Source organism: Akkermansia sp. UBA7090 (genome assembly GCF_002493465.1).
GTDB lineage: Bacteria > Verrucomicrobiota > Verrucomicrobiia > Verrucomicrobiales > Akkermansiaceae > Akkermansia > Akkermansia muciniphila_A.
In genome coordinates, this window is record NZ_DKYW01000012.1 from 1 (window position 1) to 21,872 (window position 21,872).

At 53.5% G+C, this 21,872-nt stretch carries 18 protein-coding genes and 1 tRNA gene; 8 read left to right on the plus strand and 11 right to left on the minus strand.

What is annotated here, in order from left to right; translation table 11 throughout:
- The 3 genes from B3075_RS05100 to B3075_RS05110 all read right to left on the minus strand — a co-directional run.
- Positions 1-291: hypothetical protein (locus B3075_RS05100; RefSeq protein ID WP_290492034.1), on the minus strand; the 291-nt coding region annotated here is incomplete at its 3' end.
- 318 nt (positions 292-609) lie between these two features.
- Positions 610-1,557, minus strand: coding sequence for a glycosyltransferase family 8 protein (locus tag B3075_RS05105; RefSeq protein ID WP_290492035.1), 948 nt, complete (start codon positions 1,555-1,557; stop codon positions 610-612).
- Positions 1,554-2,591 (minus strand): glycosyltransferase family 2 protein, encoded by a 1,038-nt coding sequence (locus tag B3075_RS05110; protein ID WP_290492036.1) that lies wholly within the window; start codon positions 2,589-2,591, stop codon positions 1,554-1,556. Before B3075_RS05110 ends, B3075_RS05105 begins: the two co-directional genes overlap by 4 nt.
- A 555-nt stretch (positions 2,592-3,146) precedes the next feature.
- Between B3075_RS05110 and B3075_RS05115 the strand changes: the two genes are divergently transcribed.
- A complete protein-coding gene (locus B3075_RS05115; protein WP_290492037.1) occupies positions 3,147-4,211 on the plus strand; it encodes a glycosyltransferase family 2 protein in 1,065 nt (354 codons plus the stop codon).
- Positions 4,212-4,517: 306 nt separating this feature from the next.
- On the opposite strand, the gene B3075_RS05120 is transcribed toward B3075_RS05115, so the two are convergent.
- The 3 genes from B3075_RS05120 to ruvB all read right to left on the minus strand — a co-directional run bounded on the left by B3075_RS05120 (position 4,518) and on the right by ruvB (position 7,836).
- Positions 4,518-5,648 (minus strand): sulfite reductase subunit alpha, encoded by a 1,131-nt coding sequence (locus B3075_RS05120; RefSeq protein WP_290492038.1) that lies wholly within the window; start codon positions 5,646-5,648, stop codon positions 4,518-4,520.
- Between the two features lie 27 nt (positions 5,649-5,675).
- Positions 5,676-6,695 (minus strand): beta-ketoacyl-ACP synthase III, encoded by a 1,020-nt coding sequence (locus B3075_RS05125; RefSeq protein ID WP_094136820.1) that lies wholly within the window; start codon positions 6,693-6,695, stop codon positions 5,676-5,678.
- Between the two features lie 121 nt (positions 6,696-6,816).
- The gene (gene ruvB, locus B3075_RS05130; protein WP_012419681.1) at positions 6,817-7,836 is read right to left on the minus strand and encodes a Holliday junction branch migration DNA helicase RuvB; all 1,020 of its coding nucleotides are present in this window, start codon (positions 7,834-7,836) and stop codon (positions 6,817-6,819) included.
- Positions 7,837-7,988: 152 nt separating this feature from the next.
- Here ruvB and B3075_RS05135 point away from each other — a divergent pair, with 152 nt between their 5' ends.
- From B3075_RS05135 to B3075_RS05145, 3 genes are all read left to right on the plus strand, one after another.
- Entirely contained in the window at positions 7,989-8,300 is a 312-nt protein-coding gene (locus B3075_RS05135; protein WP_128153446.1) for a hypothetical protein, read from the plus strand.
- A gap of 232 nt (positions 8,301-8,532) precedes the next feature.
- Positions 8,533-8,623, plus strand: a tRNA-Ser gene (locus tag B3075_RS05140).
- Between the two features lie 441 nt (positions 8,624-9,064).
- The gene (locus B3075_RS05145) at positions 9,065-9,721 is read left to right on the plus strand and encodes a hypothetical protein (RefSeq protein ID WP_290488297.1); all 657 of its coding nucleotides are present in this window, start codon (positions 9,065-9,067) and stop codon (positions 9,719-9,721) included.
- 900 nt (positions 9,722-10,621) lie between these two features.
- Here B3075_RS05145 and B3075_RS05150 read toward each other — a convergent pair.
- Together B3075_RS05150 and B3075_RS05155 are read right to left on the minus strand one after the other, a co-directional pair.
- Entirely contained in the window at positions 10,622-12,142 is a 1,521-nt protein-coding gene (locus B3075_RS05150) for a M60 family metallopeptidase (protein WP_290488296.1), read from the minus strand.
- Positions 12,143-12,205: 63 nt separating this feature from the next.
- Positions 12,206-12,574: a hypothetical protein gene (locus B3075_RS05155; protein ID WP_290488295.1), complete on the minus strand. Its 369-nt coding sequence runs from the start codon at positions 12,572-12,574 to the stop codon at positions 12,206-12,208.
- A gap of 7 nt (positions 12,575-12,581) precedes the next feature.
- Here B3075_RS05155 and B3075_RS05160 point away from each other — a divergent pair, with 7 nt between their 5' ends.
- Positions 12,582-13,766 carry a sialidase family protein gene (locus B3075_RS05160; protein WP_290488294.1) on the plus strand — a complete coding sequence of 395 codons (1,185 nt, stop codon included), beginning with the start codon at positions 12,582-12,584 and terminating at the stop codon, positions 13,764-13,766.
- A 105-nt stretch (positions 13,767-13,871) separates the two neighbouring features.
- On the opposite strand, the gene B3075_RS05165 is transcribed toward B3075_RS05160, so the two are convergent.
- Entirely contained in the window at positions 13,872-14,186 is a 315-nt protein-coding gene (locus B3075_RS05165) for a hypothetical protein (protein ID WP_290488293.1), read from the minus strand.
- Positions 14,187-14,501: 315 nt separating this feature from the next.
- On the opposite strand from B3075_RS05165, the gene B3075_RS05170 reads away from it, so the two are divergent.
- Positions 14,502-14,837 (plus strand): DMT family transporter, encoded by a 336-nt coding sequence (locus B3075_RS05170; protein ID WP_290488292.1) that lies wholly within the window; start codon positions 14,502-14,504, stop codon positions 14,835-14,837.
- A gap of 67 nt (positions 14,838-14,904) precedes the next feature.
- Here B3075_RS05170 and B3075_RS05175 read toward each other — a convergent pair whose 3' ends face one another.
- The gene (locus B3075_RS05175) at positions 14,905-16,839 is read right to left on the minus strand and encodes an NAD(+) synthase (protein ID WP_290488291.1); all 1,935 of its coding nucleotides are present in this window, start codon (positions 16,837-16,839) and stop codon (positions 14,905-14,907) included.
- Between the two features lie 230 nt (positions 16,840-17,069).
- On the opposite strand from B3075_RS05175, the gene B3075_RS05180 reads away from it, so the two are divergent.
- Both B3075_RS05180 and B3075_RS05185 read left to right on the plus strand, forming a co-directional pair.
- Positions 17,070-17,588: a methyltransferase domain-containing protein gene (locus B3075_RS05180; RefSeq protein WP_290488299.1), complete on the plus strand. Its 519-nt coding sequence runs from the start codon at positions 17,070-17,072 to the stop codon at positions 17,586-17,588.
- A 114-nt stretch (positions 17,589-17,702) separates the two neighbouring features.
- Complete coding sequence (locus B3075_RS05185; RefSeq protein ID WP_290488290.1) at positions 17,703-18,482, plus strand: PP2C family protein-serine/threonine phosphatase; 780 nt, start codon at positions 17,703-17,705, stop codon at positions 18,480-18,482.
- A 129-nt stretch (positions 18,483-18,611) separates the two neighbouring features.
- Here the strand turns inward: B3075_RS05185 and carB are convergent, their stop codons facing one another.
- Entirely contained in the window at positions 18,612-21,806 is a 3,195-nt protein-coding gene (carB, locus tag B3075_RS05190; protein ID WP_290488289.1) for a carbamoyl-phosphate synthase large subunit, read from the minus strand.
- Positions 21,807-21,872 lie beyond the last annotated feature (66 nt).

The window sequence follows — 21,872 nt, forward strand, 5'->3', positions numbered from 1 at the left end:
CCCGGCGGCGTAAAGGCGGTTGACTGCTGACATATCTGTTGCCGCCCCCACGGCAAGCGGGATATTAATGCCGCCGTTGGCGTTGACGGTCCCCGTAAAAGTGCCGGATTCCGCCGTCAGGTTTTTTAATTCGGCATTTTCTCCTTGCCTGATGCCGTTCTGGCCCGGCAGCCCTGGAACGGCTGTTTTGAAAACCTGGGTGATCAAAGCGTCTTCATCGGATACTTCTATGGCGTCCGTCGGGGCCGCAAAACCGTATTGCCCTTTTTTCTCTGCTTCCAGAATAAGCATGGACGTCTCTCCGGAATTGAAAATGGCGCTTACAGTACAAGCTTTTGTACAGGTCATTACATAGGAACTTCCCTTAATAGTATCAACTTTCATAAATGAATGATTTTTTACTATTGATAAAACTCCGGAAAAATCATCAGGCATAAAACGTTGAGGCGTTCCTGAAGTCGTATGCGGCCGGTTTTTCCCGGATCCGGGAAAATTCCGGAAGGGAGTTAAGTCGGCTTGTTAAAAAATAGCCGGCTCCGGCATTTTCCCATAAAAGGCGGCTTGTAAATGGCCGGGTAACGAAAAAATAAGGCCTCTCCTTCCGTATTTCTATTGATGCTTGCCCTGTAAAAGCCGTTTTCCCTTTCCCAGGAGGCATCTCATTTTGGAGATGAACATCCGGCCGGGATCGTTTTGCTTCCGGAAATCCCTGATGTCATCTTTCCACGGAGATTTCTTCCAATACTTGTAGAACAATCCATAATCCTGGCGAATATTGTTGGGATGCCAGGGTTTGGGATGGCCCCAGTAGTGGATAATGCCCGGCCGCTTGGCGGCTTCCAGCAGGTCCGCCGACTTTAGGGGATTATTTCTGAAGCTTTTCACGCCTTCCCAGCGAATGGACCAGATAGCCCCGTCGCAAATGTTCCACATAGGGTGAAGTAACAAGATACGCTGCTGATAGCATACATTCAAAATATCCTGATCCTGCCAGGAAAGGCGGTGAATATTGTTTTTCGCCCAGGATAAAACCTGGGATTCAAAACGTTCTTCGCGTATTCTTCCAATATGGTAAAGAATGACGCCGGCATTGATGTAAATGGAGTCCCGGTCCAGATTCATTTCTCTCTTCCAGCGTGAAAAAGATTCCTCGGATAAATCTTCCGTGGTGAAAACGCCGGCAATGAGGCAATCTCCGAATTCTGATTCATACATGGGGCTTATGTCCCTGTTGAAAATGGTATCAATATCCACGTAAAGGGCGCGTTCTACCGTGGCGGGAAGTTCCCCTGCGAGGCCAAGACGGTAATATGTTGCCGCCGACCATTTGGAACCGACGGGGAAATCCGTATATTTATCCTTCATGTCAATAAAGTGCAAATGGAGATTGTAGCCCTGTTGCAGGGAATGGAAACGGGCCGTATTATCACCGCTTAACCCGCCAGTCATGATGTAAATATCGGCATGAACGCCGGGCGGCAAATTCTCCATGAGGGACACAATGCTCACGCCCGTTCCCAGAGCGCCGTTATCGTCTGTAGCGTATACGATATTCATGATTGTGAACGGACTGGATTTGGGTGTTTGTTCTCCGTTCCGTTATTGGTTTGCAGCCGGAAAAATAGGGAGCGTCCTATCCTTTCCAGGTGGTCCAGCCATTTGCAGGAGAACATGGTTCTGTCCATGAGAGCGGAAAATGATTGTTCCATGCCTGCCCTTGCGGAACACGCTTTCATATAGGAATCCAAAAACGGACGGTTCAGGCATGGGTGCATGATTTTCCTGATCCTGCCTGTCAGGGAAATCCGTTCCTCTACGTTGAGCGATAACAGTCTTTGGGGATGCAATTCCCTGATGACCAGATAATGAACGGCAAATTGCCATTTGGGATTTTTCATGGCTTCAAGCTCATTCAGTAGAGGCGCAATGAGTGAGTGGAGGGAGACATGCTGATAATGCTCATCATGCATGGCGGAAGATGCTCTCTGCCTGTAAATGGAGGTGACGGAGCCTCCCAGCCCGATCAGACCTGTCCCCCGCATGCACCGTGTCCAGTACAGGCCGTCTTCCCCATAGGGCATCGTTTCTTCCCAGGGGGGAAGACGGGACGCAAGAGACGAATTCAGGATTACACTGCTGGAATTCATGAAGAGCACTCCCCGGATCCCCAGCCTCCGGATAGATTCGGGATAAGATGGAGGGCGCGGCGGGATGGCCTCCAGTTCATCCCTCATGTAACGGTTGGCATAGGCCAATATCTCCGGATGACGGTTGAAAAAATCGGCTGCTAGCTCCAGATGCTCGGGATACCAGTAATCGTCTCCGTCCAGGAAAGCGGTGTAAGCCCCCACGGCCTTCTTCATCCCTGCGTTTCGCGCCCGAGACACGCCGCCGTTAACTTGGGAAACCAGGCGAATTCTGGGGTCATGAAAAGATTGAATGATGGAAACGGTCTCATCGGAAGAACCGTCATCCACGATGATGATCTCAAAATCCTGAAATGTTTGAACCAGTACTGACTGAAGGGCGGCAGCAATATAATTCTCCAGATTATAAGCCGGGATAATAATGCTGAAGAATGGTTTCTGCATGTAAGGGGAATGATGAACTGCTTCGTGAGTGGAACGGGAATCAGGATATGGAGAAAATGATTCTGATGGGGGTGTAACTATCGCAACCGGTGAATGGCGGGGGGCGAATCTATTGTTCCTCCCATGATTCATCAGTGCGCGAATGAATCTGTCATAGCGAATTCCAAATCCGATTGGAAAATTCAGGATTCAGCATGAATGGATAGAGAATTGTCCCAAGACCTCATGGAACCTATGGGGTGTGGAGGTATTCCGGCTAGGTCTGGTTCTAAGAGTTCTATGGTTCTAAAAAATAATTGCTTATGAAAAATGTTTGTTTTGGGGGCAATAAGGGAAAGCAGAATCTTTCGCCCTGTTTTCCTGGCTTCGGGCCCCCTGCCCGTAAGGGGGGAGATTCTTGATGACAAAACGTCCGCGCCACATAAGTTCCTTGGTGTAAAAATCAACCCTTGACCCCGGATTTGGAATCCGGTATGAACGTGACGCCTTATTAATGAATAGAGAAGGACATTGTCCTCTTCATGGTTGACGTTTTCTTTTCCGTGTTTTTTCTTCATGAACCCTTCGGAACTTCCTTCCATCAGCATTATCCTGACCGGGCATAATGAGGAGAGCTGCATCAGGGATGCTATCCGGAGCGTATTCGGGCAGGATTATGAAGGGCCGGTTGAAATTATTCTTTCGGATGACGGCTCGTCCGACGGGACCTTCGCTGTCATGCAGGAAATGGCGGCTCAATATAAGGGGCCGTACCGGGTACTCCTGAACCGGAATGAAACGCCGCTGGGGCGCGGGCCTCATATCCGGCAGGCGATTGGTCTGGCTTCCCATGAATGGATTCTCCGTCAGGATGGGGACGATTGTTCCTTCCCCTGGAGATGCAGGCTTTTTGCCTGGGCGGTGATGGAACGCCCGGATGCCGTGGCTGTGGTCAGCCAGATGACCAGCGTCTATGAGGAACCGGGCGTTGCGTTTGAATTCCCGGCCTTCCCTGCTGCTCCGCGGGAAATGCCGACTCTTGCGCTTCAAGAGGGGGCCTTTTCTTCTGCTGCCCATTACGGCGGAAGCATGATGATCAGGAAGAGCGCCTGCGAATGGGGCAACTCCCTGCGGATGACGGCCAGTTTTGAGGACGATTTGATGGGGTTTCACGCATGGCTTCAGGGCAATATTTATGAAATGCCGGGCATATCCTTATATTATTACCGGTTTGCCCTTAAAAATATTTGCGCCGTCAACAGCGCGTTCCGGTTTGCCGACATGCGGACGGCGAAGGCCTTTGAAAAAAGGGAGCTGGAAATGAAAAGCCAGTTGAAAAAAAGCAAGGAGGCGGGGCTGGAATTGTGCGGGGAATTACTGGAGGGCCTTGTTCCGGTTTTTCGTTCGCGGGAAGAACTGCTTGCCGAAATGGAGGAGAGGAGAAAAATAATCAACAGCATTGACCGGCAGCAGGATTGGTGGAGTTATTCCTTTCGGCGGAGATGGGCCTTAAAGCGGCCGGGATGGATGGGGATCGTCCACTGCCTGCCGCAGAAGCTGTATTTGTTCTGCATGGTCTTCTTTTTCAAGCTCAGGAAAGTAAAAAGGGCCGTTTGCGGAACTCGGCAGACTTTGGAGTGAGGGTAAGGAAACGCTTGAAGCGGGGGGAGAACTTTTGCTCGGATGGGTTCTTTTCAGGCCGGCGTTATTTTTTACGGAGAGGGGGAGCGGAAGATGGCTTTTCCGGATTGAAAGAAGCCGGCGTTCGGACAGGGGAGGGTGTTTTATTCCGGCTGGGATTGACGGGAAAACAGCCGGAGCTGTCATGGAGGAAGCCGGGAGAGAGGCCGGATTGATGCGTAGCGGTTTTCTCTGGAAAAAGAAAAAGCGCCTTCCCAAAAATGATGGAAAGGCGCGGTAGCAAAATTAGGGGCGTTGTCCCGGATATTAGTACACGTCCCGCTGGTAACGGCGGTGCTGCTTCATGTCCGCCACATATTCTGCGGCTTCCTCCGGAGTCTTATGGCCCCAGGTCTGGATCACTTCATGAAGGGCGGCGTCCACATCCTTCGCCATGCGGGAGGCGTCTCCGCAGACATAGAAGCAGGTGCCGGCTTCCAGCCATTTCCAGAGCTCTTCGCCTTCCTGAACCATGAGGTGCTGCACATACACCTTCTTTTCCTGGTCGCGGGACCAGGCTACGGACAACTTCAGTTTACCGGTGCCGGTCAATTGGGTCAGCTCATCTTCATAACAGAAGTCAGTAGCCCTGTACGGATTGCCGAAGAACAGCCAGTTGCCGCCCTTGGCGCCGGAAGCGATGCGTTCCTCCCAGAATGCCCGGAAGGGGGCGATGCCGGTGCCGGGGCCTACCATGATGATGGGAGTGTCCCCGTCTTCCGGCAGACGGAAATTCTTGTTGGTATGTACGAATACCCTGGCCGTATGGCCCGGCTGGAGGCGGTCCGCCATGTAGGTGGAACAGACGCCGCCGCGCTTGCGGTCACGGGCCGTGTAGCGCACCGCGCCCACGCACAGATGAACCTGTTCGGGATGGGCGTTCGGGCTGGAGGCGATGGAATAAAGGCGCGGCATGATCTTTTTCAGAATGCCGGCGAAAGCTTCCGCGGATTCGAAGGAAGCGGGGTATTCCGTGGCCAGATCCAGCACGTCCCGGCCCCACAGGAAATCGTTGAGGGCGTCTTTATCCCCGGCCAGAAGCGCGTCCAGCTCCTGGCTGCCGGAAGCGGCGGCCCATTTGGTCAGCAGGGCTTTGTTGACATTGGTAATGTCATAGCAGTGAACCAGGGCGTCCTTCAGGCTTGCGGTTTCCCCTTCCGGCGTGGAAACCTGGGAATCCGGGCTGAGGCCGAGCTTGTCAATCAGAGCGTCCGCCAGGGCGGGATCATTGGAGGGAATGACGGCCAGGGCATCCCCGGCAATGTAATTCATCCCGGAACCGTCCAGGCTGTATTCAATGTGGATAGTTTCCTTGGGACTGCCTTCCCCGGTGATGTGCTTGACGGAGAGGACGGGAGCGGGAAACGGATTTTTTTTGCCGTATGGTTCAGTGGTCATGATGATGGGGGAGTATGAAAAAGAATATTACCAGCGGATAACGGCGGCGGACCAGGTAAGCCCGGCGCCGAACGTGACCAGGACGACATTGTCTCCCTTGCCGAATCTGCCGGAACGGCGCGCTTCGTCAAAGGCGATGGCGACGGCGGCCGCGGACGTGTTGCCGTACTTCTCAATGTTCACGAATACCTTATCTTCAGGAATGGAGAGGCGCTGCGCTACGGCGTTAATGATGCGGAGGTTGGCCTGGTGGGGAATAATCAGCTGAATATCGTCCGCCGTGAGGCCGGCGCGTTCAATGACGCTGGCGGCGGAGGCCTTCATGCGCGTGACGGCATGGCGGAAGGTTTCATTGCCGCGCATGGCCAGGGTGGCCAGGCGTTCATGGGCGTTTTCCGCGGTGGTGGGGCAACGGGAGCCGCCGCCCGGAATCTGGAGCAGGTCATGCAGGGAGCCGTCCGAACCGATATCCGTGGCAAGGACGGAGCCTTCCCCCTCTTCCCCTGTGGAGGCCTGGAGCACGGCTGCTCCGGCGCCGTCCCCGAACAGGACGCAGGTGCTGCGGTCCTCCCAGTTGACGACGGTGGAAAGTTTTTCCGCGGCGATGATGAGCGCCGTCTTCATCTGGCCGGTGCCGATGTACTGGACGGCGGTCTTCATGGCGAACAGGAAGCCGGAGCAGGCGGCGGAAATGTCAAAGGCGGCGGCATTCTTGGCGCCCAAGGCATCCTGGATATAGCAGGAAGTGGAAGGGGTGAACGTATCCGGCGTGATGGTGGCGACGATAATCAGGTCAATATCCTCCGGCTTCAGCCCGCAGGATTCCAGAGCGCGCTGGGCGGCCTTCGTCCCCATATGGGAAGTGTACTCGTCAGGGGCGGCGATGCGGCGTTCCACAATGCCCGTGCGTTCAATAATCCATTCGTGGGAAGTGTCCACCATCTTTTCCAGATCCGCATTGGTCAGGCGGCGTTCCGGAACATAGGAACCCGTACCGATAATCTTGACGGGCAGTCTTTTAAAGGGAGTATCAGAATGTGCGGCCATAGCTTTGGGCGTATGATGAACAGAAAACGTCCTGACGTTTTATGTGGAAACAGTCTAAAAGAAAGCGGGCCTGATGACCAGCACAAAACGCAGCACTCCTTCCATGCCGTAAATGAATGGCCTACAACAGCCACCCCTGACCGTTGGCGGGCGGCGCGGCTCCCATCTTGAGATAGGCGGAAGGCATCGCCACGCGCCCCCTGGGGGTGCGGCTGATATACCCCTGCATAATCAGGAAAGGCTCGTGCACGTCCTCCAGCGTGGAAGCGTCCTCCCCTACGGCCACCGCCAGGGAGGAAAGGCCCACCGGGCCGCCGTTGAATTTGTAAATCATCGCTTCCAGCAGGCGCTTGTCCATCTCGTCCAGGCCATCGTCGTCAATCTCAATCATGGTCAGAGCGTCGTGCGCCAACTGCTCCGTAATCACGCCGTCGCCGCGCACCTGGGCGTAATCCCGCACCCAGCGCAGCAGGGAATTGGCCACGCGGGGCGTGCCGCGGGAGCGCAGCGCGATCTGCAGGGCGCCCTCCGGGTCCACGGGCACGTTCAGCAGCCCCGCGGACCGTTCGATAATGGCGCACAGCTCCTCCCGCGTATAATAATCCAGCCGGTTCACCAGGCCGAAGCGGGAACGCAGCGGGCTGGTCAGCATCCCGGCGCGGGTGGTGGCCCCCACCAGGGTGAACTTGGGCAGGTTGAGCTGGATGGAGCGGGCGTTCGGCCCCTGGTCGATGATAATATCCAGCCGGAAATCCTCCATGGCCGGGTACAGATACTCCTCAATGGCCGGGTGCAGGCGGTGGATCTCGTCAATAAACAGAATATCCCCCTTTTCCAGATTGGTCAGCACGCCGGCCAGGTCTCCCGCCTTTTCAATCTGGGGGCCGGAAGTCGTATGAATGCGGCAGCCGACGGCATTCGCGATAATATTGGCAAGCGTCGTCTTCCCCAGGCCCGGGGGACCGCTCAACAGGATGTGATCCAGCACGTCGTCGCGCTGTCTGGCGGCTTCCACCATCAGCATCAGGCGGTCCTTAATCTTCTCCTGCCCGCAGAACTCGCTGAAAGCGGGTGGTCTGAGGGACAAATCAAAAGCGGAGGAGGGGGCCTCCGTGGTGCGTGTGTAAAAGGACTCTCCCATGCGCAGGACTAGCAAACCTGTCTTTGGGGCATCCGTCAAGGGGGAAGTGCGGTCGGGAAACGCCTTTTCCGGGACATGCCGGAAGCCTTTGGCCTTTTTTGAGGACGGGAGGAATGCGGAGCCGTGGAAATGATGATACTCGGTGAAACGGCATGTCCCGCCTTCTCTTCTTTCAGCGTGGGTTTTCATTCCTGCCGCGTGTTCCCGGAACTCTAGAAACTCTGGGCTTCCGGAATCCTTCAATCTTCTCTTCCCGTCTCGCTCCTGAAATTCCTCAAACGTCTGCTGGTCAATTCTTGAGTCTGGACGGAAGCAAGTTTATCAATAGAGGTTCTTGCCTGAACCTTGCCCGATTGCCCGGAAGCCGTAAAGGTGGAGAAAGAGAAAAATTTTTATTTGCTCCGCGGGAAAAACAGGGCAGGACGGGAGGAAATCTGCCATACTCTCATGGAGGATTTTTATGAACCACGGAAACCTGTTCCTTTCCAAGCTTCTCAAAATACGCTTTGTTTCTGCTTATGCCTGTTGAAGACTTCCTCGTGTTGTCGGGGCGCTTTTCATCCTTTTCGAGCAACAGCCGGAAACGTGAAAAACTCGAGGAAGACGGGAAAATTCCTTCTGGATGAAAAAAAGATTGCCAAACCTCTCTTCTGCCATTATTCTGCCCCTGCTTTCCTATCTAGCACAATCTCCAACGGGCAGGTGTCAGAGTGGTCGAATGAGCACGCCTGGAAAGTGTGTGTACCGCAAACCGGTACCGAGGGTTCGAATCCCTCCCTGTCCGCCATCAATTTTCCACCACAATATACTCCTTACGAATATATTGTGGTTTTTGTTTGGAAGGGTGTGGGGAAGAGATGGGGATAGTTGGAAGAAGAAACTGGACGGAATATTGCGTATGTGTTTCTGTGAAACAGTTATTTCTTATCGAAATTATGTAGGATAATTTTGCTGTAAGATTTTCAGAATCTTCTGGCTCTTGATATTCAGTAAATTGATCCGATGAATAATCGAGAAAATCAACGAAACAAGACTAAAGTAAATAATTCTATTTTACTTTTTAAATTTTCTTACCATCAATCCTTTCCGTGGATGAATTTTTCAAAATCTGAGGTCCATCTAAAATTAAATTGTTGTTTCAATTCCTGAATCTATTACAATTAGAATTTTTCGAATTGATTATTTATAATTAATTGATAATATTATTTTTATATTATACTAACTGTGCATGAATGATCTCCCTTCTCTACCCGTTTATTCTGATGAATCTGTATTTTATCCTTTATTCAAATCATTAGAAAAAAATTCTAATTCTTTTTTGATGAAAAATATGACTCAAGATGGTTGTCTTGAGTTTTGTATTTATATAGCGATTTTTGGAAGTATGACTTTTATTAAACTGTCAAAAAGTTTCCCCAAATTGGTAATGGAATTAGTCTATAAAAAGGAACTAAATTTGTTGTTTCCAAACATGAGCTATGATTTCATTGAAAATCGAGCATCAACATACTTAGATCTAATAAAGCAAGGTAAAACAGGTGTAGGGCGGCTAGGAACATATTTTATTCAAGCAAAATCAAAAGAGTTAAATATGAGTGAAAACACTTTTATTCTCCAAAAATGTAATTGCTTTCAAAATGAACCACTTCCGAATACTCCTGAACGATTAGAATTGGCAATAAAAATGACAGAGTTTTTTGATTCTGTTTCTATTGAAATATCTACAATAATTTTATCTCAAATCCAAGAATGTGCAGGTAGAGCCCTTGAGCAGTTTAAACAGGTTTCTATGTCATCTCATAAAATGGTTAACAAGTTTAGGATCTATGGGATTTTAATTTTGGTGCTGATTTTGGTAGGAATCACTGTCTATGTTATAAATTAAGGGATGATTTTTTTAATACCTTCGTATAAAACTGATTGATCTTGGAAGTCCTGGAATCCAGTCATACTTAATCATACATTTGGAACTTTCTTATCCATTGTCTCCCTTATTAAGTAAGACGATTTTATTTATAACATATTCATTTACATAGCAATAAATTTCAGATATACTACAGTATACATTTCGGAATTCTCCATATATTTTATATTATAGGGTAAGGCTAAAATATTTATAACTTGATCATTGTAGTATATTTTTGAAATTTATTTTCTGTTTTCCAGTATTTCCAAAATCCCTATTCATCCAATGTACAGCATCATTGATAGTATCAGTATTCCGTAAATGCTATTGGGTGAAGACGATAAGCTGATTATTTTATTCTTAATGTTTTCAGAATCATTTGTAAGGATTCCAGAGGAATGATGGGTATTAACATCGGCAAATCTGAAAAATTACCGTAAAAAATAATTCTGCTTTACAAGTGAACAAATTGGATTTTTTGCCTGTTCATGTTTGATACATTTTCTAATGGGAAAAGGTTTCCATTTTTTGGAAAAACAATTTTAAAGCATTTGAGAAAGCCCCCTTTTATACGGATGTCTCCTTGTATATGTTTTGAGACCAAGCAAGGATAAGCTGCCGATTGGGGTAGTGTGTTTGATCTGGTGGGTGTATTGTACCATTTCCCGTATCCCATATGGCAAGAAATGTCGTAGGAGCGTAAAAATGAAAAAGGGTGGAATCAGCAATGATTCCACCCTTGGTGAGGGAGTTTAAGCTCTTAATAAGCTTCCATCATCAAAAATACTTTCAAAAGAATTAAACTTGGGTTCCTGTTTTTCTTACCCGTTTGCAGCATATTTGATGATTAAAAGGAATTGTCGGAATTGCCGGATCTCTTTACTCGCTTAGTTTGGTGATGTCGGTTTCAGGTTTCGGGTAGCCTTTGCCGGCAATCCACTTTTTCGTTTCCGCCACCATTTCGGGGGTGACGTTAAAGTCGTATTGGGCATAGTCACCGATGTGGAATTTTCCGGGCTTGAAGAATCCCCATTTCTCAAAGAAGTCCGTCAGGTCGGTTTTTGTGACGTCACAGCATGCTTTGACGAATTCGAACTGGTATTTGACGGTCTCGTTTCCTCCGTAGTTTCCCGCGTTGTTGCGCAGGTACTCCATGACGTCAGGATAGAAGTCGGGGTGTCCGTTTTTGGTAAAGTAAAGATGGAGCTGCCACAGGGGAACCAGCTTGTTGAAGACGTCCTTGGATTGCAGGTAGGCGATTTCCCCTTCGATGATTTCCTTGCGCGCCTTGTCGTAGCTACCCTGGCGCTTCAGGCGGCTTTCATTGCCTGTTTTGGCTGCGGCCTGCAGGGAAAAGATGTTGTTGCTGACTTCCGTCATGCCGCCCCAGGTCATCGGGCGCATTTGCATGACGTGCCCTACTTCGTGGGAGAATCCCCAGCAGGCGTCTCCCTTGAGAACGTTTTCAGGGCCGGTGACCATGCGCATTGTCCCGTCGTTTCCGAGGTAGGCGACTCCGTCTCCGTCGCGGAACATGTAGTAGTTGAAGTTCACGCGGGCCAGAACGCGGTTTTTCGGGATTTTGCCGTATTTATCCAGTCCCATCAGCTGGTATTGGATGCCGATGAGCTTGTCGTAGGCGTTGATGAGTTCGGTTCCGCGGTCTTTGGTGAATTTTTTCAGGAATTCTACGGGGTAGGCAACCTGGATGTATTTTCCCCGGGCATCCATGATCGGAGAGACGGCCTGGTCAAGCAGACGAACCCAATCTTTGTTGGTGTCGCCCCGGGTGGTGTCAAAGTAGCCGTTGGCTTTGCCGGTCACAAAGTGGACGGGGATTTTCGGAGCTTTGCCGGCGTTTTCGGAGAAGTAGCTGATATAGGCGTTGGCGGGCGTTTCCACGTCAATGATGTTGATTCCTTCCTTGAGCGGAATTTGCTTTTTGTGCAATCCCCAGCCATTGGGGTCTTTTGTGGGCTGCACTCCTTCGGCCGGCTTGCGCATCAGGTTCGGCAGCAGGAGGCTGATTTCCTGCCCCTCTGTCTTGCCGACCAGGACGATATGTTTCCCCTTTTCCAGATAGACGCCCGTCATGTTGTCGTACTTACTGAATCCGTCGCCGATTCTGAGATTTTTCCCCGTCTGGCGCGGTGAGGGAAGAGCCCGGTATTCGGCATACAGGTAGTCCGGCTTGTAATGGCCTGCCAGAATTTTATCCGCGAGTTCCTTCATCGCGTCCGACTGAAAAGCGGAGGTGTCTTTGACATCCGGCTTCAGGGAGGTGCAGGAGGAGTCTTTGAACAGTTTGAGGTCATTGCCGATGTGTTCCGGCGTGTTGGCGGCAAATGCCGCTGCGAGCGACAGCAGGGGCAGGGATAATAATGGAAGGATTCGGTTCATGACAGTGCGGGAAGCAGGTGATTCTGTGATGTTACAAGATACAGGTTCCGTTTTCTTCTTCTTTCACCATTTTTCTCTTGATGAGTAAATAGGCAGGCAGTCCGTCAGGAAAAAGGCTGGGCGGTTGATGTGTGGAATGGTTTTGGCGTTGCGGCAGGGATTTTTTTCAGCCGATTTCACGTTCCCGGATATTTCCCGGTTCCGGCGGACGCTTTTCCGGGTTGCCGTATCCGGATGAGGACGTTCTCTGCCGTCGCGTTTGAGCTTTGAGTCGAAGTCTTCCGGCGTTTCCCGGCGGCGGTATCGCGTTTCTGCCGCGCGTTCCTCTTCCGTACTCCTTTTTCTCTGGTTTTTGCGCACATGCATGACATGGTTGTTGTGCGGAAGGGGAAAATGGAATAGGGTGGAAGAGATGATGAATTCCGTATTCAAGTGTTTGATGAGTGCCGTATGCGCCGTGGCATTGCCGGCGTTCGGGCAGGAAAAGAAAAGCGATTTCCCTACGGACAGGGCTGTGACCGTATTCAGCGCCGGGGAGGGCAATCCCTATGCCTCCATCCGCATTCCCGCTCTGCTCAGTATCGGCAAGGGCCAGCTTCTGGCATTCGCCGAAGGGCGGTACAAGAATACCGACCAGGGGGAGAATGATATTATCATGAGCGTCAGCAAGAATGGCGGGAAGACCTGGTCCCGGCCCCGGGCGATTGCCAAGGCTCATGGAGCCACGTTTAATAATCCGTGCCCTGTTTATGACGCCAAAACCAAAACCGTGACTGTCGTGTTCCAGCGTTATCCTGCCGGCGTCAAGGAACGGCAGCCCAATATCCCGGACGGATGGGATGATGAAAAGTGCATTCGCAATTTCATGATCCAGAGCAGGAACGGAGGTTCCTCCTGGACGAATCCGCAGGAGATTACGAAGACGACCAAGCGGCCTTCCGGAGTGGATATTATGGCGTCCGGCCCCAATGCGGGCACCCAGCTGAAGAGCGGCGCCCACAGGGGGCGTCTGGTGATTCCGATGAATGAAGGGCCGTTCGGCAAATGGGTGATTTCCTGCATTTACAGCGATGACGGCGGCAAGAGCTGGAAGCTGAGCCAGCCGACTGCCAATATGAAAGGCATGGTGAATGAGACGTCCATTGCGGAAACGGATAACGGCGGCGTGGTGATGGTTGCGCGCCATTGGGGCGCCGGCAAATGCCGCCGCATCGCGTGGTCCCAGGATGGCGGGGAGACCTGGGGGCAGGTGGAGGACGCTCCGGAGCTGTTCTGCGACAGTACCCAGAATTCCCTGATGACGTATTCCCTGAGCAACCAGCCTGTTTACGGCGGCAAAAGCCGCATCCTGTTTTCCGGCCCCAGCGCGGGTCGGCGCATTAAGGGACAGGTGGCCATGAGCTATGACAACGGCAAGACCTGGCCGGTGAAGAAACTGCTGGGCGAGGGAGGTTTTGCCTATTCCAGCCTCGCCATGGTGGAACCCGGCGTCGTCGGGGTGCTTTATGAGGAGAACCAGGAGCATATTAAAAAGCTGAAGTTTGTTCCCATTACCATTGAATGGCTGACGGATGGGAAGGATGCGGGGCTGGCTCCCGGCAAAAAAGCTCCTGTCCTCAAATAGAGGAAAGTCAGCTAATACGTTTTTCCCTCCCGGAGGTGTTTCCGGGGGGGAAATTGAATTGCTTTCTTCCGTAGCGGAGCGTTATGGAAGAAAGAAGGTCGGACTTTATTGCCTGATAGCCTCAAAGGCGGGAGGAGCAGCGTACAGGTGGAATGGATTTTGAAGTAACTCTTTGAAGATGATATTTTTGGAAAGGATGAATCCCTGTAAAAGTGGTGTTGTCCGGTTTGCCGATAATGTTTTGGATACCGCCTCGTCTTTTCCAACCTCTCTTAAATTGAAATCAATGGACGTTAGCTGCGCTTCCGTATCCATTGGTTGAGAATGCGGCATGCTGGTCGTGACAAGCCTTGACTCTGCTTCTCCCAGGCAGAAAGACCATCCGGCGCACAGGTACTGGGATGTGGGGCGCTTATCCATGTAGTGGCCGTGATTCCCGTGGAAGCCATGTTCCGGTCAGAACGATGGCGGCAAGTAAATAATGAATAGCCATAACGGTGCCAGTATCACAGGGCTGCGGTTTCCGTCTCAAAGATATTTGAGACGGTTTGAAAGAAAAAGAACCATTTTCCTAAAGCCGCTGAAACAGTGTGCGTCCCATTTCATACGGGGTCATAAAAAATTATTGCCTTGATCGGAAACGCCGGGCAGATATTCTGCAAGGCATCCGTTGCCCTTGGAGCTTTTTCCGTTCGGGAAGGCCGGCGAGCGGAAGGTGATTCCCCGTTTCAATATATGTCCTGGATTTATCTGGTGTTGGCCGGTCTCTGCGAGATCGGGTGGCCGCTGGGTTTCAAACTTTCTCAAACGCCCGGCACAGGGCCCGGAAAATTTGCCGCCTGCATCGCCTGCTCCGTTTTCAGCATGATTCTGAGCGGTTTTCTTTTGTGGCTTGCCCAGCGGAGCATCCCCATCGGCACCGCTTATGCGGTGTGGACCGGCATTGGCGCGCTGGGAACGTTCCTGATTGGTATTCTGTGGTTCGGGGATTCCACCAATATCTGGCGCATGCTGGCGGCATCTTTCCTTCTGATAGGCATTATCGGGCTGAAGCTGGCCCCCGGGCATTGATGTGGTCTTTGGAATCCTTGCCGGGTTCCGGGAAAAGCCGTCTCCGCAGCTTTCCGGATAGGAGGTCTCAGTAATGGGAGATGGCTTTTTCCCACACGGTCCCGCAGGCGTCGGAAGGCATGCGCCAGTCCCCGCGCGGGGAAAGGGAAATGGTGCCCACCTTGGGGCCGTCCGGCATGCAGCTGCGCTTGAATTGCTGACGGAAGAAACGGCGGATGAAGATGCCGAGGCAGCGGCGGATGAAGTCCGGCTGAAATTCGCCGCGGAAGGCATGTTCCGCCAGGTACAGGATTTTATCCGGTTCCGCCCCGTATTTGATGAAGTGGAAGAGGAAAAAGTCGTGCAGGTCGTAAGGCCCAAGCACGTCTTCCGTTTTCTGTTCAATGGTGCCGTCGTCCGACGGCGGCAGGAGTTCCGGACTGACGGGGGTGCTGTTGATGTCCGCAAGGGTTGCGGCCAGTTCCGGGGATGATCCTTCCGCGATGTGTTCAATGAGGCAGCGTATCAGCGTCTTCGGAATGGAGCAGTTGACCGCGTACATGGACATGTGGTCCCCATTGTAGGTGCTCCATCCCAGGGCAATTTCCGACAGATCCCCTGTTCCCACGACCAGCCCCCCGATTTTATTGGCCAGATCCATCAGAATTTGCGTGCGTTCGCGGGCCTGGACGTTTTCATAAGTGGTGGTACGTTCGGCGGGGTCGTGCCCGATGTCGGCGAAGTGCCGGAGGCAGCATTCCGAGATGGGGATTTCCCGGAGTTCCACGCCCAGAAGGCGGCACATGGTTACGGCATTATCATGGGTTCTGTCCGTGGTGCCGAAGCCGGGCATCGTCACGGCCAGAATGTCCGAGGCCGGCCGCTTCAGCGCCCGGCAGGCGCGGGCGCTGATGAGCAGGGCCAGTGTGGAGTCCAGCCCGCCGGAGATGCCGATGACGAGCCGTTGCGCGCAGGTATGTTCCATTCTTTTGGCCAGACCTGCCGTTTGGATGGAGATGATTTCCTCACACCGTTCCCGGCGGCGGGACGGAGAAGGCAGGAAGGGCCGTGCCGGGTTGAAAGCGTATTCCAGGCCGGGCGCTCCGGGAACCTGTTCCGGCAGGACCAGATGCAGGGCGTTCCCGGCGGGGAAAAGGGATTTGCTGTCATTGAAGGAGCTTTCAGAGAGGCGCGCCGCCTCCAGCCGTTCAAAATCCACGTCCGCAAAGATGAGGGTGCTTTCCCTGCAGAACCGTTCCCCCTCCGCTGCTGGCCTGCCGTTGTCCGCAATGAGGGAATGGCCGCCGAATACGGTGTCCGTGGTGGATTCATGCACACCTGCGGAGGAAAGGACATAGGCGCAGAGGCATCTGCCGCTCTGCTGTCTGACCAGTTCCCTCCTGTATGCTGCCTTACCGGTGAGTTCCGTTCCTGCGGAAGGGTTGAGAATGGCTCTGGCCCCCAGAAGAGCCAGTCGGGAACTGGGAGGAATGACGCTCCACAGGTCTTCGCATATTTCCACGCCAAAACTGAAGGGAGAGGATTCTTCATGAAAAACGATTCCCGTCCCGAACGGGATACGCATCCCATTGACTGTGACGTCCTTCACCCCTGTACCCAATTCCTTGCCGGAGGTGAATTGACGCTTTTCGTAGAATTCCCGGTAGTTGGGGAGCACGGTTTTGGGCACCAGCGCCAGAATGCGGCCGGACTGAACTATCGCCGCCGTATTGTACAGGGCGTCTTCATGAAGGAAAGGCAGGCCCACCACGGCAATCGTGCCGGAGCCTTCCGTGGCTTCCGCAAAGCGGAGCAGACCGTCCAGGGCCGCTTTCCTCAGGTTCGGCTGGAAAAAAAGGTCTCCACAGGAATAGCCCGTAATGCACAGTTCCGGGAAAACGACGGCCGCCGCCTGCTGTTCCGCGGCTTTCCGGAATCCCTCCGTAAGTTGGTTGACATTGTAGTCCACATCAGCCACGCGGAGCTGGGGGACGGCGGAGGCAAGTCTGTAATATCCGAACATGGGCGGCGCTGTCTGAAAAATGAAACCCGCAGATGTTCGTTTTTCCCGTAGTCAGGACGCAATCCGGGAAAGGCGGGCCTGAGCCGGATACTAAAAGTTCATGAAGGACTTGTAAAGCCATCTGTAGGGGCTGCTCCGCCCATGTTGCCGGGGAATGAGTAGGGAACGCAATCTTTCCCGCCTGCCTTTCTGCATGACGGTCACCGGGCAAGGAGGAAGCGGAGAGACGGCTGGCTGCTTTTCCCCATTTTCATTCCGTGAAGGGAACGGCGGAGCGCACCGGGCTCCCCGGAGCTTCGGTGGATCTGGTGACGGCGGCGCAGTCATTCCACTGGTTTGACGCCGCCGCGTTCAAGAGGGAATGCCGCCGTATTTTATCCAGAGGCGGCAGGGTCGCCCTGATTTGGAACTCCAGGGTGGAAGACAGTCCCGTTGTCCGGGAGGAAGGGGATATCCACCGTCTTTACTGTCCGCGCTTTGATGGATTCAGTGGCGGCCTGGCGACGTTGACGGACAGCATTGGAGCGTTTTTCAACCACCGTTTCCGGGTATTCCGCTTCCCAAATGATTTGTCCTACACGCGGGAGCAGTATCTCCGCCGCATGATGTCCGCCTCCTATGCCCTGACGGAGGGAGGGGAAGAGCGGTCCTCCTGGCTGGACGCCCTGGAAAGGTTGTTTGACCGGTTTGAAACGGAGGGACGCGTTACGGTTCCGAATGAAACTGTGGTGTATCTGGGGAGCGGCTGAGGATGCGGCGTTCATTCATGGCCTCCAGAAAAAGCATTCCAGAAATCCAGTCAGGTTTTTTTGACATTCTTTCTTTATTCCGGCGGCTCTGCTGTAGTATAGTATTTCATTATCATGATGCAGCAGTCTTTTTATCAAGGGTCTTTTCAGGTTTCCGGATTGTGTGGAGACCAAATTCTGGGCGCCCGCGAAAACCAGCAGGATTCCTTTTCCATTCTGACCGGGGATGATTCCCTGTTGCTGGTATTGGCGGACGGCATGGGAGGGTATACTGGCGGAGAACTGGCCAGCTGTGCGGCCGTGGAAGGATTTTCCAAGGCGTTTAAACGGGAATTCCCCACTCCCGGAGAAAGAATGAAGTCCGCGGTGGACGCTGCGAATGAACAGGTATGCGCTGTCCGGAAAAAAGGAGGAAAGGATGAAGAAATGGGAACGACGCTGGTAGCGGCCTGGATAGGGAAGGATGGGCTACGTTGGGCCAGCGTGGGGGATTCCCTTCTTCTACTCATCCGGAAAGAAAAGATATTGCTGCTTAATGAGCTGCATCAGTATTCCTCTGAACTGGACCAAATGGCGGATGAAGGGATTATCAGCCGGGAGGAAGCTTTGAACCATCCTTCCCGGAATTTTTTGACCTCTGCCCTGATGGGGGAGGAAATTCCTTTGGTGGATTTGCGGGAGGATTGCTTCCCGCTGGTTCCCGGAGACCGTCTTCTGGTCGCCAGTGACGGGGTAGAGTCTTATCTGCAATCCCTGGAGCCGGCGCGAATACTTTATTTATCCATGCTTCCCGCAGCGGAACTGGTATGTTCCATCCTGGGCGGTATTAGCCGCGAAAACTCCGCTGACCAGGATAACGCCACGCTGATTTGTGCGGAAATAGCGGGAATGTGATTTATGCCTGCGGCGCGGGGAAGAAGAGAGGAGTTTCTCCAATTTCTCGTTTTTACGTTAGCCTGATGATAAACAATGCCCCGCATGGTCCATGCGGGGCATTGTTCAGATAGAATGGATATTTCCCGTTCAGGAATGGTATTCTTGGAGGGAACGGGGTGATACCTTCACGTGCTGGGCGGAACGGATGCCCTCCACCGTAGCCCTGGCTGCGGCGATGGTAGTCATGTACGGAATCTTCTTCTGAATGGACTGCATGCGGATGAAAGAATCGTCAATCATACTGGTGCGGTCCACCGGGGTGTTGATAATCAGGTCGATCTGCTTGTTGGTGATCATGTCGCCCAGGTTCGGGCGTCCTTCATGCAGCTTGTTGACCACTTCCGTTTCCACGCCCTGGCCGCGCAGGTATTCTGCGGTGCCGCCGGTGGAGACGATCGTAAAGCCCAGGGAAATCAGATCCCGGGCAATGGGTTCGATGAACTTCTTGTCCCGGTCGGAAACCGTGACGAGCACCTTGCCGGCGGTAGGCAGAATGCAGCCCGCAGCTTCCTGGGCCTTGTAGTAGGCCATGCCGAAGTTGTCCGCAATACCCATGACTTCGCCCGTGGCGCGCATTTCCGGCCCCAGTACGGGGTCCACTTCCGGGAACATGTTGAAGGGGAAAACGGCTTCCTTCACGCCGATGAAACGGCAGGCGCGCGGCTTCAGGCCCAGCTCCTTGAGTTTCCTGCCCAGCATGATTTCCGTGGCGTAGCGCGCCAGGGAGATTCCCGTTACCTTGGAGACGATAGGCACCGTGCGGGAGGCGCGGGGGTTGGCCTCAATGATGTAAACCTCATCATTGCAGATGGCGAACTGCACGTTCAGAATACCCTTTACCTGGAAGTCCTGGGCGATTTTGGCGGCATGTTCCTCAATGGTGCGGATGTGCTTGGGCGCGATTGTCACGGGAGGGATGGCGCAGGCGGAGTCTCCGGAATGGATGCCGGCCAGCTCAATGTGTTCCATGACCGTGGCTACAAAAGTGTCCGTGCCGTCGGCCAGCGCATCCACTTCCGCTTCAATGGCATTGTCCAGAAAACGGTCAATCAGCATGGGATATTCCGGGCTGACCTGGATGGCCTCCACGCCGTAGCGCTTCAGGTTTTCTTCATCGTAAATGACTTCCATGCCGCGGCCGCCCAGCACGAAGGAGGGGCGCACCATGACCGGGTAGCCGATGCGGCGCCCCAGTTCCACGGCTTCCTCCAGAGAACGGGCCGTGCCGCTTTCCGGCTGGCGGATATTCAGGGCGATCATGCGTTCACGGAAATATTCGCGGTCTTCCGCCAGGCGGATGCCTTCCGGCTGGGTTCCCATGATTTTCACGCCGGCGTCCTTGAGGGCCTGGGCGATGTTAAGCGGGGTCTGGCCGCCAAACTGGACGATGACGCCTTCCGGCTTTTCCTTCTCGTAAATAGCCAGCACGTCTTCCACGGTCACGGGTTCAAAGTACAGCTTGTTGGCCGTGTCAAAGTCCGTAGAAACCGTTTCCGGGTTGCAGTTCACCATGATGGATTCATATCCGTGGTCGCGCAGGGTGAAGGCGGCATGCACGCAGGTGTAGTCGAATTCGATGCCCTGGCCGATGCGATTGGGACCGCCGCCCAGAATCATGATTTTCTTTTTGTCGTTTACGGGAACTTCGTCCGCCGCGCCGCTGTAAGTGGAGTAGTAGTATTCCGCGTGTTCCACGCCGCTGACGGGCACGATGCGGAAGGTGGCCGTGATGCCGTCTTTTTGCCGGCGGCCACGGACGGTCTTTTCAGGCACTCCGAAAATCTGGGCCAGATATTTGTCGGAAAAGCCCATTTCCTTGGCCTGGCGCAGGGTTTCCGCGGAAAGGGAATCCCAGTCCTGCCCGTCCAGGGAAAAGTCAAAGTCCGCCAGTTCCTTCATCTGTTCAATGAAGTACGGAGTGATGCGGGTCAGTTTAACTATTTCCCCCACGGTCACGCCGCGGCGCAGGAGTTCATAAATCTGGAAGAAGCGTTCGCTGTTGCCGTAGGTGATTTTTTCTCGCAATTCCGGGGTGGAGAGGGCTTCCAGCTTTTTCACGCGGCCCAGGCCGGCGCGCCCGATTTCCAGAGAGCGCACCGCCTTCTGAAAAGCTTCCTTGAAATTCTGTCCGATGCTCATTACTTCGCCCACGGCTTTCATCTGGGTGCCCAGCTTGTCGGCCGCCTTGGGGAATTTTTCAAAGGCCCAGCGTGCGAACTTCACGACTACATAGTCGCCGTAAGGTTCGTATTTTTCCAGAGAGCCTTTGCGCCAGTAGGGAAGTTCGTCCATCGTGACGCCGGAAGCCAGCTTGGTGGAGACGGAGGCGATAGGGAAGCCGGTGGCCTTGGAAGCCAGGGCGGAGGAACGGGACGTACGGGGGTTGATTTCAATAACGATGATGCGGTTGTCTTCCCGGTTGTGGGCGAACTGCACGTTTGTTCCTCCCGTGACGCCGATGGCGTCCAGAATGCGGTAGGAATAATCCTGAAGCTTGTCCTGCACTTCCTGCGGAACGGTCAGCATGGGCGCCACGCAGAAGCTGTCTCCGGTGTGCACGCCCATGGGATCCACGTTCTCAATAAAGCAAACGGTAATCTTCTGTCCCTTGGCGTCGCGGACGACTTCCAGTTCCAGTTCCTCCCATCCCAGCACGCATTCTTCCACCAGCACCTGGTTGATGAGGGAGGCGGCCAGGCCGCGGGGGACCACCTGGCGCAGTTCCTCCACGTTATAAACGATGCCGCCGCCCGTGCCGCCCATGGTGTAGGCGGGGCGCAGCACGACGGGGTAGCCCAGCTCGGAGGCCACCTTTTCAGCTTCCTCCACGGAATAGACGGGTTCGGACTTGGCGACCGGCACGCCGATCCTGTCCATGGTTTCCTTGAAAATGATGCGGTCTTCGCCGCGGGCGATGGCTTCCAGGTCCACGCCGATGACTTCCACGCCATACTGTTTCAGGATGCCTTCCTCATGCAGCTTGGAAGCCAGGTTCAGGGCCGTCTGGCCGCCCAGGTTGGGGAGCAGGGCATCCGGGCGTTCCTTCTCAATCACGGCCGTGATGCGGTCCACGGTCAGAGGCTCAATGTAAGTGTGGTCCGCCATGCCGGGGTCCGTCATGATGGTGGCGGGGTTGGAATTCACCAGAACGACGTCGTAACCTTCGGCGCGGAGGGCCTTGCAGGCCTGGGTGCCGGAGTAGTCGAACTCGCAGGCCTGGCCGATGATGATGGGGCCTGAGCCGATAATGAGGATTTTGCGGATATCTTCGCGTTTTGCCATGGTATGATGCCTCTATGTGGTCCGTGGTGGTTAAAAATAAATGCCGGAAACAAGGTCCGCCCAAGG

What these genes read in the sequence shown, in the direction of transcription:
- B3075_RS05160 (WP_290488294.1), top strand. Translation starts at nt 12,582, where the DNA reads ATGAGTGCCGTATGCGCCGTGGCATTGCCGGCGTTCGGGCAGGAAAAG.
- ruvB (WP_012419681.1), bottom strand. Translation starts at nt 7,836, where the DNA reads ATGGGAGAGTCCTTTTACACACGCACCACGGAGGCCCCCTCCTCCGCT.
- B3075_RS05145 (WP_290488297.1), top strand. Translation starts at nt 9,065, where the DNA reads ATGAATGATCTCCCTTCTCTACCCGTTTATTCTGATGAATCTGTATTT.
- B3075_RS05135 (WP_128153446.1), top strand. Translation starts at nt 7,989, where the DNA reads ATGTCCCGCCTTCTCTTCTTTCAGCGTGGGTTTTCATTCCTGCCGCGT.
- B3075_RS05110 (WP_290492036.1), bottom strand. Translation starts at nt 2,591, where the DNA reads ATGCAGAAACCATTCTTCAGCATTATTATCCCGGCTTATAATCTGGAG.
- carB (WP_290488289.1), bottom strand. Translation starts at nt 21,806, where the DNA reads ATGGCAAAACGCGAAGATATCCGCAAAATCCTCATTATCGGCTCAGGC.
- B3075_RS05120 (WP_290492038.1), bottom strand. Translation starts at nt 5,648, where the DNA reads ATGACCACTGAACCATACGGCAAAAAAAATCCGTTTCCCGCTCCCGTC.
- B3075_RS05170 (WP_290488292.1), top strand. Translation starts at nt 14,502, where the DNA reads ATGTCCTGGATTTATCTGGTGTTGGCCGGTCTCTGCGAGATCGGGTGG.
- B3075_RS05125 (WP_094136820.1), bottom strand. Translation starts at nt 6,695, where the DNA reads ATGGCCGCACATTCTGATACTCCCTTTAAAAGACTGCCCGTCAAGATT.
- B3075_RS05165 (WP_290488293.1), bottom strand. Translation starts at nt 14,186, where the DNA reads ATGGATAAGCGCCCCACATCCCAGTACCTGTGCGCCGGATGGTCTTTC.
- B3075_RS05115 (WP_290492037.1), top strand. Translation starts at nt 3,147, where the DNA reads ATGAACCCTTCGGAACTTCCTTCCATCAGCATTATCCTGACCGGGCAT.
- B3075_RS05175 (WP_290488291.1), bottom strand. Translation starts at nt 16,839, where the DNA reads ATGTTCGGATATTACAGACTTGCCTCCGCCGTCCCCCAGCTCCGCGTG.
- B3075_RS05105 (WP_290492035.1), bottom strand. Translation starts at nt 1,557, where the DNA reads ATGAATATCGTATACGCTACAGACGATAACGGCGCTCTGGGAACGGGC.
- B3075_RS05185 (WP_290488290.1), top strand. Translation starts at nt 17,703, where the DNA reads ATGATGCAGCAGTCTTTTTATCAAGGGTCTTTTCAGGTTTCCGGATTG.
- B3075_RS05150 (WP_290488296.1), bottom strand. Translation starts at nt 12,142, where the DNA reads ATGAACCGAATCCTTCCATTATTATCCCTGCCCCTGCTGTCGCTCGCA.